Genomic DNA, 13004 nt, shown 5'->3' on the forward strand with positions numbered 1-13004 from the left:
CGCGTCCCGCATTGACCCCATGATCCGACGCTCCGTCCTGCTCTCCGCGCCCGTCCGCCTGACCGCCCTCCTGCTGGTGCTGGTCATCGTCGCCACTGGCTGCAACCGCGGCACCAAGGGCGATCGCCCTGATGAAGGCACCCCGGTCGAACAGCTCTACGAAAAGAGCCACAAGCTGATGCAAGGCGGCAACTGGAGTGGCGCTGAAGCCAGCTTCCGTCGCCTGGTGGCACAGTATCCCTACGGCCCGTACACCGAGCAGGCGATGATCGAATCGGCCTATGCCCAGTACAAGGCCGGCAAGCACGATGACGCGGTGTCCAGCATCGACCGCTTCATCCGTACCTACCCGACGCACCGCAACATCGCGTACCTGTACTACCTGCGCGGCCTGGCCAACTCCAACCGCAATACGGTTTTCCTGCGTCGCGTATGGTCGTTGGACGCGAGCCGCCGCGATCTGTCCACGCCGCATCAGGCGTATTCAGACTTCAACATCGTGGTCGATCGCTACCCCAACAGCCGCTACGCCGCCGATGCGCGCCAGCGGATGCTGGTGCTGCGTGACGTATTCGCCCAGCACGAACTCGACAACGCCCTGTACTACGTGCGTCGCGGCGCCTGGGTCTCGGCTGCCGGCCGCGCCAACTACCTGCTGGAAAACTACCCGCAGAGCGCATTCCAGAACGATGCCGTGGCGGTGCTGGCCGAGTCCTACACCCACCTGGGCAACAAGACCCTGGCCGACGACGCCCGCCGCGTCCTGCAGTTGAACCAGCCGGATCACCCGTGGCTGGAAGGCAAGTGGCCGAAGTACCCGTGGATGATCCGCAAGCTGAACCCGTTTGCCGGCGAAAAGTCCGCCGCGACCGGCCAGCGCAATGCGCGACTGGAAAAGAAGTAAGAAGAAGGCCCCGCACGGGGCCTTTTTTTTGCCTGGCGTCACCGCTAGGAATGCTACGAACCGGCGATCATTGCGACTTCCATCGCAGTCGGCGCGCAGGACAGCTCCCAGAATGCGGCGCAAAGGCCATCCCGGCCTGCATGGAGCGCCACATGTCCTCATCGTCCCTGCGGTTCCGACCCCGCCCGACCCTGCTGGTCACTGCCCTGCTCGCGCTGGCCGCCAGTCCCCTTGTCGCGCTGGCGGCGGAGCCGGGTGACCTGCTCTCGGCCGCGCCCTACCGCGCCAGCTGGGTGCCCTCCAAGGCCGCGCAGGCCTACAAGCTGGCCTACCGCACCCCCGATCATCACGGACGCCTGGCCGAGGCGACCGGGCTGGTCTACCTGCCCGCCGGGCCTGCGCCGGCAGGTGGCTGGCCGGTCGTATCCTGGGCCCACGGCACCCAGGGCATCGCCGACCACTGCGCGCCTTCGGTATCCGGCCCCTATCAGCCCGAGCGCGATGGCCGCTTCCTCGACCAGTTCCTGGCACAGGGCTATGCCGTTCTCGCCGCCGATTACCAAGGCCTGGGCGGCCCGGGTGACCACGCCTACCTGCACGTGCGCACCTCCGCGCGCAACGCCATCGATCTCATCAAGGCCAGCCGCCATTTCCTCGGCAATGCCACGCTGTCACCGCGTTGGGTATCGGTGGGCCATTCGCAGGGCGGCGCTGCCGCACTCACTGCCGGCCATCTGGCACCGTCCTATGGACCCTCGCTGCAGTACCGCGGCAGCTTCACCACCGGCACACCCACGGCCGTCGAACTGACCGCGCTGGTGATGAAGCCGGACAGCCGCACGCCGAATCCGGGCGCGCTCAATGCCTATCACGCCTACCTCCTCGATGGCCTGCTGCAGGTGGAGCCGCGTATCGCACGCGTACTCAGCGATGAAGGCCATGCACGGGTCACGCTGGCGCGCCAGCAGTGCCTGGGCCCGCTGGCGGCCACCTTGGAAGGTGCGAACACGGGAGAAATGTTCAGCGCACCGTTGACCTCGGTGCCGGGCATCTGGGCGCTGCTGCATGACTATCTGGGCGTGCCACGGCGGGGCTTCAGCCAGCCGTTGATGCTGGGCCACGGCAGCGAGGATCGCGACGTGCCCTATCTCACCACCCTGCTGTATGCCGTCGGCCTGGCCCTGCGCGGCGAACCGGTGGCATTCCGCCGATACCCGGTCGACCATCGCGGCACGCTGGACGCAGCGGCGGCCGATGGCCTGGCATTCGTGCGTGCGCGGCTGGGGCACAGCCAATTTGACGAGGCCGCCGAAACCGCCGGCCTGGAGCAGCTGCTCAACGAGGCCCGGTAGATCCACGCCGTGCATCGATGGGCGGTACACCCGGTTGCCGGCCAGCGGCCGGCACTACCGATGGATCCATCGAACATCGGTAGCGCCGGGCCATGCCCGGCGACCGGTCCTCAGCTCTTGTAGCCGTTGCTGATCGGGTAGCGGCGCTCACGCCCGAACGCGCGGCGCGAGACCTTCGGGCCCGGCGCGGCCTGGTGGCGCTTCCACTCGCTGATCCGCACCAGCCGCAGCACACGATCCACCACCGCCGCGTCATAGCCTGCAGCGACGATCTCCGTGCGCGACTGCTCCTGGTCGATGTAGCGGTACAGGATGCCGTCCAGCACGTCGTAGGCCGGCAGCGAATCCTGGTCGGTCTGGTTTTCGCGCAGTTCGGCCGAGGGCGGGCGGCTGATCACCGCCGGCGGGATCACCGGCGCACCGCCAACGGTGTTGCGCCACTTGGACAGGCCGAACACCTCGGTCTTGTACAGGTCCTTCAGCGGCGCGTACCCCCCGCACATGTCGCCATAGATGGTGGCGTAGCCGACCGCGTACTCGCTCTTGTTGCCGGTGGTCAGCAGCAGGCCACCGAACTTGTTGGCCAGTGCCATCAGGATCACGCCACGGCTGCGCGACTGCAAATTCTCCTCGGTCACATCCGGCGTAGTGCCCTCGAACATCGGCGCCAGCGCCTGCATCAGGCCCTGGAACGCCGGCTCGATGGAAACGGCTTCCAGCTTCACGCCCAGCGCCTCGCACTGCTCGGCGGCCAGGTCGTTGGACATCCCGGCGGTATAGCGCGACGGCAGGCGCACCGCCGTCACGTTCTTCGCGCCCAGTGCATCGACCGCCATGGCCAGCACGATCGCCGAGTCGATGCCACCGGACAGACCCAGCCACACCTTCTTGAAACCGTTCTTGCTGCAGTAGTCCTGGATGCCGCGGGTGACCGCGCGCCAGGCCAGCGCATCCATGCTCTCGTCGCCGTCGTCCATCCATACCTGCGGCAGGAAGCGGCGGGTAGCGCCGTCGTAGTCCACCACCAGCCACTGGTCGACGAAGGCCGCCGCGGCCGGGTGCACCGTGCCATCTCCATCGGCCACCACCGATGCACCATCGAACACCAGCGCGTCCTGGCCGCCCACCACGTTGAGGTAGGCGATCGCCGCGCCGCTTTCGCGGGTACGTGCAGCCAGCACAGCGTCACGCTGGGCATGCTTGCCACGCTCGTACGGCGAGGCATTGGGCACCACCACCAGCTGCGCGCCGGCACGCACCGTATCGGCCAGCGGCTCGGCGAACCACAGGTCCTCGCAGATCAGCAGGCCGACCGGGATGCCGTCGACCTCGAACACGCAGCTGCCACCGTCCGGGTCGACATCGAAGTAGCGGCGCTCGTCGAACACCGCGTAATTGGGCAGTTCGCGCTTGCGGTACGTCTGCTCCACCAGGCCATCGCGCAGCACGCTGGCCGCGTTGTAGACCACCGCACCGGCGGCCTGTGGCCAGCCCACTACAGCGGTGATGCCACGGCACGCAGCAGCAATGCGGGTCATCGCCTGCTCGCACTCGTACAGGAAGCCCGGGCGCAGCAGCAGGTCCTCCGGCGGATAGCCGCTGACTGCCAGCTCGGGGAACATCACCAGCCCGGCGCCGTACTCATCGCGCGCCTGGCCGATCATCTCGATGATGCGCTCGGTGTTGCCGGCGACATCGCCAACCGGGAAGTCGAACTGCGCCATCGCGATGCGGATCGAAGCCATGAGGGTCCAGCCTGTGGTTGCAATACGCACATTGTAGCGCCGCGACATGCGCTCGCCGGGCATGGCCCGGCGCTACCGCGTGGACCATTCTGGTAGCGCCGGGCCATGCCCAGCGGATGCCCAGACGCAGAAAGGCCGCCCTGAGGCGGCCCTTCTGTTTCAAGCAGCCGACCAACGGCCGGCTCTACAGAATCGTCTGCCGAAGGCAGTCGATCTTATTTCACCAGCTTGGCGATGGCAGCGCCCAGGTCGCCCGGCGAACGCACGGTGACGACGCCAGCAGCTTCCATGGCAGCAAACTTGCCTTCGGCAGTGCCCTTGCCGCCCGATGCGATCGCACCGGCGTGGCCCATGCGCTTGCCGGCCGGAGCCGAAGCACCCGCGATGAAACCGACGACCGGCTTCTTCACGTGGTTCTTGATGTACTCGGCACCGGCTTCTTCAGCGTCGCCGCCGATTTCGCCGACCATGATGATGCCTTCGGTCTGCGGGTCTTCGTTGAACAGCTTCAGGCAGTCGACGAAGTTCAGGCCGTTGATCGGGTCACCACCGATGCCGATGCATGTCGACTGACCCAGGCCGACTTCGGTRGTCTGCTTSACSGCTTCATAGGTCAGSGTGCCCGAACGCGACACGATGCCGATCTKGCCYGGCTTRWRRATGTKGSCCGGCATGATGCCGATCTTSCACTCGCCYGGSGTGAYGACGCCCGGGCAGTTCGGCCCGATCAGCACGGTGTCCGGATGCGAACGGGTCAGCACGTTCTTGACGCGCAGCATGTCCAGCACCGGGATGCCTTCGGTGATGCAGACGATGACCTTGATGCCGGCAGCAGCGGCTTCCAGGATCGCGTCAGCCGCGTACGGCGGCGGCACGTAGATGACCGAAGCGTTGGCGCCGGTGCTCTGCACGGCGTCGGCAACGGTGTTGAAGACCGGCAGGTCGATATGGGTGGTGCCACCCTTGCCCGGGGTCACGCCGCCAACAACCTGGGTGCCGTACTCGATCATCTGAGTGGCGTGGAAGGTGCCCTGCTGGCCGGTGAAGCCCTGCACGATCACCTTGGTGTTCTTATTGATCAAAACTGACATTGGATTTCCTTCGGTGTCGGATCAGGCGGCGTTCTTGACAGCTTCGACGACCTTCTTGGCACCGTCGTTGATGTTGTCGGCCGGGATGATGGCCATGCCGCTGTCACGCAGCAACTGCTTGCCTTCTTCCACGTTGGTGCCTTCCAGACGCACCACGACCGGAACCTTGACGCCCACTTCCTTCACGGCGGCAATGATGCCTTCGGCAATCATGTCGCAGCGGACGATGCCGCCGAAGATGTTGACGAAGATGCCTTCGACCTTGTCCGAGGACAGGATCAGCTTGAACGCTTCGATGACGCGCTGCTTGTTGGCGCCGCCGCCCACGTCCAGGAAGTTCGCCGGCTCGCCGCCGTTGAGCTTGATGACGTCCATGGTGGCCATGGCSAGRCCKGCGCCGTTGACCATGCAGCCGATGTTGCCGTCCATGGTGACGTAGTTGATGTCCAGCTCCGAAGCGATCACTTCGGTCGGATCTTCCTGGGTCTTGTCGCGCATGGCGACCAGGGCCTTCTGGCGGAACGCGGCGTTGTCGTCGCTGTCGAACTTGCCGTCCAGCGCGTACAGGTTGCCGTCGTCCAGGATGGCCAGCGGGTTGATTTCAACCAGCGCCAGGTCCTTTTCGTTGAACAGGCGGTACAGGTTCACCATGATGTTGGCGAACTGGCCGGCCTGCTTGGCGGTCAGGCCCAGCTTGAAGCCGAAATCACGACCGTGGTAACCCTGCACGCCTTCGACGAAGTCGACGTTCAGCGAGTGGATCAGCTCCGGGGTTTCAGCGGCGACCTGCTCGATCTCCACGCCGCCTTCCGAAGAAGCGATGTAGGTGATGGTCTTGGTGCCACGGTCAACCAGCACCGACAGGTACAGTTCCTTGACGATCTCGCCAGCGGTGGTCACCAGCACCAGGTTGACCGGCAGTTCAACGCCAGCGGTCTGGTAGGTGGCCATCTTGGTGCCGAGCATCTTGGCCGCAGCGGCCTTCACGTCGTCGGTGGTCTTGCAGAACTTGACGCCGCCAGCCTTGCCGCGGCCGCCAGCGTGGATCTGCGCCTTGACCATCCAGGGGCCCTGGCCCAGGGAGTTGGCAGCGGCAACAGCTTCGTCCGGGGTCGCAGCGACCTTGCCGGCCGGGACCGGGATGCCGTACTCGGCAAGCAGTTGTTTTGACTGGTATTCGTGGAAATTCATGCGTCACCGTGGGAATAGGAACGACCGCACGCAATTCCTCAGGGCCCCGGCGGGGCGCCGGCATGGACCGCGGCGGGCCCACTATTGTGGCCGAGCCGGCGCCGGGGCGCAAAGAAGTATGGACAAAAGGCCCGAACCGGCCAGATTTCCATGGTCATTCAGGCAGTTGCGGCACGGCCTGGATCACACCGCAAACGCCCGCCCGGGCCGACTGCGCAGCCCAGCCCGGTACAGGCGCCCTATACTGGCCCCATAAATTCGACCCACGGTGCCGGCAACCGGGCAGCGAGCAGATCCGACGATCGGGGGACGTCGGGCAGGTTCGGCCCACCGCCGTCATGACCCAGTTCCAGGCAGCCAGAAGGGGAGTTCCGGCGTGTCACCCAGTGCTTCATTGATCGACCGCATCGAATCGATACCGCGGCGCGAGCTGTATTTCTTCGCCCTGTACCGGGTGCTGATCGCCTCGGTCATCGCCGCCCTGCTGTACAGCCCGTTGTCGGCCATGGTCGGCGAAGCGCATCACCCGCGCCTGGCCTATTCGGTCGGCGCCGCCTATCTGCTGCTGTCCCTGTTGTGGCTGGTGATCGGCCGCAACGAACGCTGGCTGCGGCCGATCGTGGTTGGCGGCGTGCTGCTGGACATCGTCGCCGCCAGCCTGCTGGCGCACGCCCTGCCCGGCGCCAGCGCCGGCATCTCGATGTCGCTGCTGTTCAACATCGCCGCCGCCGCCACCCTGCTGCCGCTCAGCTGGGGCCTGGTGCTGGCGCTGGCCGCCAGCGTCGCCACCGCCGCCGAATACCTGTGGAAAGTGTTGGAAGGCGGCGATCCCACCCGCACCCTGGCCGAACTGGCGATGTTCGCCACCAGCTACCTGGCGCTGGCCTTCATCAGCTACCAGGTCGGCAACCGTGCACGCCGCAACCAGCAGCTGGCCAACCAGCGTGGCGACGAAGTGGCCAACCTGTTCCAGATCAACGAACTGATCATCCGCCGCATGCGCACCGGCGTGGTGGTGGTGGATGCCGACAACCGCATCACCCTGGCCAACGAAGCTGCCTCGATCCTGCTGGGCGACCGCGATGGCAACAGTGATTCGGGCCGCCTCGACCTGGCCAGTGTCGCCCCCGAACTTGCCCGGCGCCTGCAACGCTGGCGCAACGGCTGGGCACAGGATGAAATGCCGCTGCAACTCAACCCCGACCAGCCGGAAGTGCAGCCACGCTTCGCCCGCCTGCTGGCCGGCAGCGACCTGGTGCTGGTGTTCCTGGACGACTCCAGCGTGGTCTCGCGCCGCGCCGAATCGCTCACCCTGTCGGCGATGGGGCGCTTCTCGGCCAGCCTCGCGCACGAGATCCGCAACCCGCTGGCGGCCATCAACTACGCCGTGCAGCTGCTGGAGGAAGGCACCGGCTTCAACGAAAGCGACCGCCGCCTGCTGCAGATCATCCACCAGCAGTGCCAGCGCACCAACGGCATCGTTGAAAGCGTGCTGGGCCTGGCCCGGCGCGAACGCGCCAACCCGGAAAATGTCGACCTGGCCGCCTTCGTGCGCCGCTTCGTGCTGGAGTACAAGCAGGGCCAGACGCTGGAAACCGACAGCATCGAACCGATCATCAACGACACCTCTGTGCCGGCCCAGGTCGACCCGCGCCACCTGTACCAGGTGCTGACCGTGCTGGTGCACAACGCCCTCAAGTACGGCCGCATCGGCGAGCAGCCCGCGCGCGTGCGGCTGCGCGTGGCCCAGCACGAGCGAAGTGCGGTGATCGACGTGATGGACCGTGGCCCCGGCATCCCCGAGACCGTCGCCGCGCAACTGTTCCGCCCCTTCTTCACCACCTCCGAGCACGGCACCGGCCTGGGCCTTTATATCGCCCGCGAGCTGTGCAGGGCCAACCAGGCGCGGCTGGATTACATCCCCGTCCCCGCCGGCGGCTCCTGCTTCCGCCTGGTACTGCCCGGCCCGCACACCCTGCTTCCGCACTGATTCGGTGCGTCAAACATTTGTCGCCTTCCACACCCTCGGCTATCTTTCCCACCCATGAACGAAACCCGCAGCGCCCTCGTCGTCGACGATGAACGCGATATCCGCGAACTGCTGGTGTTGACCCTCGGCCGCATGGGCCTGCGCATCAGCACCGCCGCCAACCTCGCCGAAGCCCGCGAACTGCTGGCCAGCAATCCCTATGACCTGTGCATAACCGACATGCGCCTGCCCGATGGCAATGGCATCGAACTGGTCAGCGAGATCGCCCAGCACTATCCGCGCACGCCAGTGGCGATGATCACCGCCTTCGGCAGCATGGACCTGGCCGTGGAAGCGCTGAAAGCCGGTGCCTTCGATTTCGTCAGCAAGCCGGTGGACATCACCGTGCTCCGCGGCCTGGTCAAGCATGCGCTGGAACTCAACAACAGCGAACGCCCGGTTGCCGGTCCCGCCGCCGAACAGGCCGCACGTCTGCTCGGCGAATCGCCGGCGATGGACGTGCTGCGCGCCACCATCGGCAAGGTTGCGCGCAGCCAGGCACCGGTCTACATCCTGGGCGAATCCGGGGTGGGCAAGGAACTGGTTGCACGCACCATCCATGCTCAGGGTGCACGCGCCGCTGGGCCGTTCGTGCCGGTCAACTGTGGCGCCATTCCCACCGAGTTGATGGAGAGCGAGTTCTTCGGCCACCGCAAGGGCAGCTTCACCGGCGCCCATGCCGACAAGCCGGGACTGTTCCAGGCCGCACACGGCGGCACCCTGTTCCTGGATGAAGTGGCCGAGCTGCCGCTGCAGATGCAGGTGAAGCTGCTGCGTGCGATCCAGGAAAAATCGGTGCGCGCGGTGGGCGCCCCCAGCGAAGAACCGGTGGACGTGCGCATCCTCTCGGCCACCCACAAGGATCTGGCCGAGCTGGTCGAAGACGGGCGCTTCCGCCACGACCTCTACTACCGCATCAACGTCATCGAACTGCGCGTACCGCCGCTGCGCGAGCGTCGCCAGGACCTGCCCGCGCTGGCCGCGTCGATCCTGGCGCGGCTGGCCCGCAGCCACGGCCGCGCCACCCCGCTGCTGGCGCCGTCGGCGCTGGACGCGTTGGCCCAGTACGGCTTCCCCGGCAACGTGCGCGAGCTGGAGAACATCCTCGAACGCGCGCTGGCACTGGCCGAGGAAGACCGTATCGGCGCCGACGACCTGCGCCTGCCGCAGCATGCGCCTCGCTCACCCGGCAGCGCTGCGCACGCTGAAGCCGTTGTGGATCTGCATCCAGGCAGTGCCGCCCTACCCTCGTATATCGAGCAGCTCGAGCGCAGTGCGATCCAGCGCGCGCTGGAAGAAAACCGCTGGAACAAGACCCGCACTGCCGCGCAGCTGGGCATCACCTTCCGTGCGCTGCGCTACAAGCTGAAGAAGCTGGGGATGGAATAGGTAGTGCCGGCCGCKGGCCGGCAACCCCGTGCACCGACCATCCACGCATGGCGTGGATCTACTGGTTGCCCATCCACGCATGGCGTGGATCAACCGGCCGTTCTGCGTCGGAATGGTGATGCCGGCCGCTGGCCGGCAACCCCGTGCATCGCCCATCCACGCATGGCGTGGATTTACTGGTTGCCCATCCACGCATGGTGTGGATCAACCGCCCGTTCTGCGTCGGAATGGTAGTGCCGGCCGCTGGCCGGCAACCTCATGTACCGCGTCATCCACGCAGGGCGTGGATCTACTGGTTACCCCATCCACGCATGGCGTGGATCAACCGCCCGTTCTGCGTCGAAATGGTAGTGCCGGCCGCTGGCCGGCAACCCCGTGCACCGCCCATCCACGCATGGCGTGGATCTACGGCATCAATCCTTGGTGACGCGATTGATCTCGGCCAGGCTGGTCACGCCCGCGGCCGCCTTCTTCAACGCCGACTGCCGCAGGTCATTCACGCCGATCGCCTGCGCAGCCTCGGCAATCTGCAGCGCGTTGCCGCCCGCCAGCACGATGGTCGCGATCTCGTCGGTCATCGGCATCACCTGGTAGAGGCCGGTACGGCCCTTGTAGCCCTCGGTGCATTCGTCGCAGCCCACCGCCTCATACAGTTCGATGCCCGCATCCAGCTGCGCCTGGGTGAAGCCCTCGGCCAGCAGCGCATGCTCCGGCAGATTGGCCGGGCGCTTGCAGTTCGAACACAGGCGGCGCGCCAGGCGCTGGGCAATCACCAGCGTCACCGAGCTGGTGATGTTGTACGGCGCGATACCCATGTTCATCAGGCGCGCGATGGTCTGCGGCGCATCGTTGGTATGCAGCGTGGACAGCACCATGTGACCGGTCTGCGCAGCCTTGATCGCAATTTCCGCCGTTTCCAGATCGCGGATTTCGCCGACCATGATGATGTCCGGATCCTGTCGCAGGAACGAACGCAGCGCCGCGGCAAAGGTCATGCCGCGCTTGTTGTTCTGCTGCACCTGGTTCACGCCCGGCAGGCGGATTTCCACCGGATCTTCCGCGGTGGAGATGTTGCGGGTCTCGTCGTTGAGGATGCCCAGCGCGGTATACAGCGACACCGTCTTGCCCGAACCGGTCGGACCGGTCACCAGCACCATGCCGTACGGCTTGTGGATCGCCTCCAGGAACAGCTTCTGCTGGTCCGGCTCGTAACCCAGCTTGTCGATGCCCAGCTTGGCCGCGCTGCCATCGAGGATACGCAGCACCACCTTCTCACCGAACAGCGTAGGCAGCGTGCTGACGCGGAAGTCGATCTGCCGGGTCTTGGACAGGTTGAGCTTGATGCGCCCGTCCTGCGGCACGCGCTTTTCGGCGATATCCAGCTGCGCCATCACCTTCAGGCGCGCGGCGATGCGCTGGTTGAGCTTGTTCGGCGCGCGCGCGACCATCTTCAGCAGGCCGTCGATGCGCAGACGCACGCGGTAGTCGTCTTCGTAGGGCTCGAAGTGGATGTCCGACGCGCCCTTGCGGATAGCGTCGACCAATACCTTATTCACGAACTTGACCACCGGGGTGTCGTCGCCCTTGGCGTCGATACCGCTGTCGGTGCTGGCCATGTCGTCGTCGCCACCGCCAACATCGAGGTTGGCCATGCCGTCATCGTCGCCACCTAGCGCATCCCCCATCGTGTCGTGGCTGGCATGCCACTGCTCCAGCGTGCGACGAATCTGGTCCTCGTCCACCAGGATCGGCTCAACCACCAGATTGGTGTGGAACTTGATCTCATCCAGCGAATGGGTGGGGTTGCTGGTGCCGACGAACAGCTTGCCGCCGCGTTTGAACAGCGGCAGCACGTTGTGCTTGCGCAGCAGCTCTTCGCTGACAAGGCTCATCGCGTTCTGGCTGCTGTCGAACGTGGACAYGTCGAACAGCGGCATGCCGAATTCGACCGCGTTGGCGGCGGCGAGCTGCGAGGCGCTGACCAGCTTGTTCTGCGCGAACCACGTCGGCAGCGGCTGGCGAGCGGCGGCCGCCTTGGCCATGGCATCGCGGGCAGCGACTTCGTCCAGCGCGCCGTCCTGGACGAGGCGGCGGGCCAGGCCGGTGATGCCGACGAGATTGGCGGTGGTAACGGCGTTCATAGAAATCCTTGGCTCATGGGTCTGGCAATGCGGTGCGCCCTCCAGGGGCACCACACAGGGCAGCAGAACCTGCCGCGAGCATCGGCCAGCGGCATCGCCAATCCATGAGCAACGCTGCCTTGCCCGGCGTTGCCGGCCCGGCAGGCTCGATCCTGACTCCCCCGGGGATGATAGCCCCGTCAAGGGTCGCCCAACATCCCATTGCCGGCTGAAATGTGATCAGCAGCCCGTTGGACGATAGCGTGCTTCAAAGGCGCTGCCGTCGCAGCTCCAAGTACCGTCGGCTGCCCGGCGTAGGATCAAATTCTTGCCTAAAACGGGTGCGCCACCAACTAAGGTGCAGGTTATGCTGCCCACACCCGTGGCGGCCAGTTCCGCCGAAACCGCAGAGCATCTCGTACTTGGCTTAAGCCCAATGTACTCCGCGTTGACCAGAGCCGCGTTCTGGTTGTCTTGTGCAACGGACTCCATCGTCGTCTTGCCCGGCCGGATATCCGACAGGGCAGCCGCCAGATCGGCCTTGGCTACGTAATTTTGATACATCGGCAACGCGATAGCGGCGAGGATGGCGATGATGGAGACCACGATCATCAGCTCGATCAGCGTGAAACCTCTAGTTCGATTCATGGCTCCCCCAGCTCATGAGTGAATTACCGTCCCTGCAAACGAAAGAAGCCCCGCTTTCGCGGGGCTTCTTCCGGAGCGTATTAGGCGCCGGTGCAGCCCGTCGGGGAGTACTTCTTCAGCACGGTCGTGGCACAGGTCCAAGTACCGTCCGCAGTGGCGCGGGTCAGGGTGATGGTCTTGTCCTTCACCTGCGAGTTGCCGGCCAGGGTGCAAGCGATCGAAGCCGCACCGGACGAGGCGGTGCCCTTCACGGTGACGGTCGGGCAGCGGGTCGAAACCTTCAGACCGATGTCGGCGGGATCAGCGAAGTCCTTGCCCTCGTTGAGTGCAACTTCAGCGGCGGTCTTGCCGCTGGTGACTTCGGCCAGGCCCGCAGCGGTCTGCGACTTGGCCACGTAGTCCTGGTACATCGGCAGGGCGATTGCGGCCAGGATGGCGATGATCGCAACGACGATCATCAGTTCGATAAGGGTGAAGCCCTTCTGGTTCTTCATTTGGTACGTCCCCAAGATAGTAGTGGTTGATGTTCAGAGCA

10 protein-coding genes are annotated in these 13004 nt (G+C 65.6%); 4 read left to right on the top strand and 6 right to left on the bottom strand.

Annotated features, from left to right (window positions below; all coding sequences use genetic code 11):
- Window positions 1-19: 19 nt before the first annotated feature.
- Window positions 20-904, top strand: coding sequence for an outer membrane protein assembly factor BamD (locus tag AC1DJN_RS03565; protein ID WP_032975164.1), 885 nt, complete (start codon window positions 20-22; stop codon window positions 902-904).
- Between the two features lie 152 nt (window positions 905-1056).
- On the top strand, window positions 1057-2256 hold the full coding sequence (locus AC1DJN_RS03570; protein ID WP_478013544.1) for a lipase family protein: 1200 nt from the start codon (window positions 1057-1059) through the stop codon (window positions 2254-2256).
- Window positions 2257-2366: 110 nt separating this feature from the next.
- Here AC1DJN_RS03570 and AC1DJN_RS03575 read toward each other — a convergent pair whose 3' ends face one another.
- The 3 genes from AC1DJN_RS03575 to sucC form a co-directional block, all read right to left on the bottom strand.
- Entirely contained in the window at window positions 2367-4001 is a 1635-nt protein-coding gene (locus AC1DJN_RS03575; protein ID WP_442251809.1) for an NAD+ synthase, read from the bottom strand.
- Window positions 4002-4216: 215 nt separating this feature from the next.
- Window positions 4217-5092: a succinate--CoA ligase subunit alpha gene (gene sucD, locus AC1DJN_RS03580; protein WP_478038883.1), complete on the bottom strand. Its 876-nt coding sequence runs from the start codon at window positions 5090-5092 to the stop codon at window positions 4217-4219.
- A gap of 21 nt (window positions 5093-5113) precedes the next feature.
- Window positions 5114-6283, bottom strand: coding sequence for an ADP-forming succinate--CoA ligase subunit beta (gene sucC, locus AC1DJN_RS03585; RefSeq protein WP_025874298.1), 1170 nt, complete (start codon window positions 6281-6283; stop codon window positions 5114-5116).
- A gap of 376 nt (window positions 6284-6659) precedes the next feature.
- Between sucC and AC1DJN_RS03590 the strand changes: the two genes are divergently transcribed.
- The gene (locus AC1DJN_RS03590; RefSeq protein WP_333623457.1) at window positions 6660-8273 is read left to right on the top strand and encodes a sensor histidine kinase; all 1614 of its coding nucleotides are present in this window, start codon (window positions 6660-6662) and stop codon (window positions 8271-8273) included.
- Window positions 8274-8327: 54 nt separating this feature from the next.
- Complete coding sequence (locus AC1DJN_RS03595) at window positions 8328-9701, top strand: sigma-54-dependent transcriptional regulator (protein ID WP_025874296.1); 1374 nt, start codon at window positions 8328-8330, stop codon at window positions 9699-9701.
- A gap of 413 nt (window positions 9702-10114) precedes the next feature.
- Here the strand turns inward: AC1DJN_RS03595 and pilB are convergent, their stop codons facing one another.
- From pilB to AC1DJN_RS03610, 3 genes are all read right to left on the bottom strand, one after another.
- A complete protein-coding gene (gene pilB / locus AC1DJN_RS03600) occupies window positions 10115-11842 on the bottom strand; it encodes a type IV-A pilus assembly ATPase PilB (RefSeq protein WP_478038884.1) in 1728 nt (575 codons plus the stop codon).
- A gap of 219 nt (window positions 11843-12061) precedes the next feature.
- Window positions 12062-12469: a pilin gene (locus AC1DJN_RS03605; RefSeq protein WP_442251811.1), complete on the bottom strand. Its 408-nt coding sequence runs from the start codon at window positions 12467-12469 to the stop codon at window positions 12062-12064.
- 80 nt (window positions 12470-12549) lie between these two features.
- Window positions 12550-12963, bottom strand: coding sequence for a pilin (locus AC1DJN_RS03610; protein ID WP_442251812.1), 414 nt, complete (start codon window positions 12961-12963; stop codon window positions 12550-12552).
- Window positions 12964-13004 lie beyond the last annotated feature (41 nt).

Source organism: Stenotrophomonas sp. 05L414_2, from assembly GCF_056397905.1.

Coding starts and splice junctions, on each gene's coding strand:
- AC1DJN_RS03570 (WP_478013544.1), top strand. CDS start 1,057: ATGTCCTCATCGTCCCTGCGGTTCCGACCCCGCCCGACCCTGCTGGTC.
- AC1DJN_RS03565 (WP_032975164.1), top strand. CDS start 20: ATGATCCGACGCTCCGTCCTGCTCTCCGCGCCCGTCCGCCTGACCGCC.
- AC1DJN_RS03595 (WP_025874296.1), top strand. CDS start 8,328: ATGAACGAAACCCGCAGCGCCCTCGTCGTCGACGATGAACGCGATATC.
- AC1DJN_RS03575 (WP_442251809.1), bottom strand. CDS start 4,001: ATGGCTTCGATCCGCATCGCGATGGCGCAGTTCGACTTCCCGGTTGGC.
- AC1DJN_RS03610 (WP_442251812.1), bottom strand. CDS start 12,963: ATGAAGAACCAGAAGGGCTTCACCCTTATCGAACTGATGATCGTCGTT.
- AC1DJN_RS03605 (WP_442251811.1), bottom strand. CDS start 12,469: ATGAATCGAACTAGAGGTTTCACGCTGATCGAGCTGATGATCGTGGTC.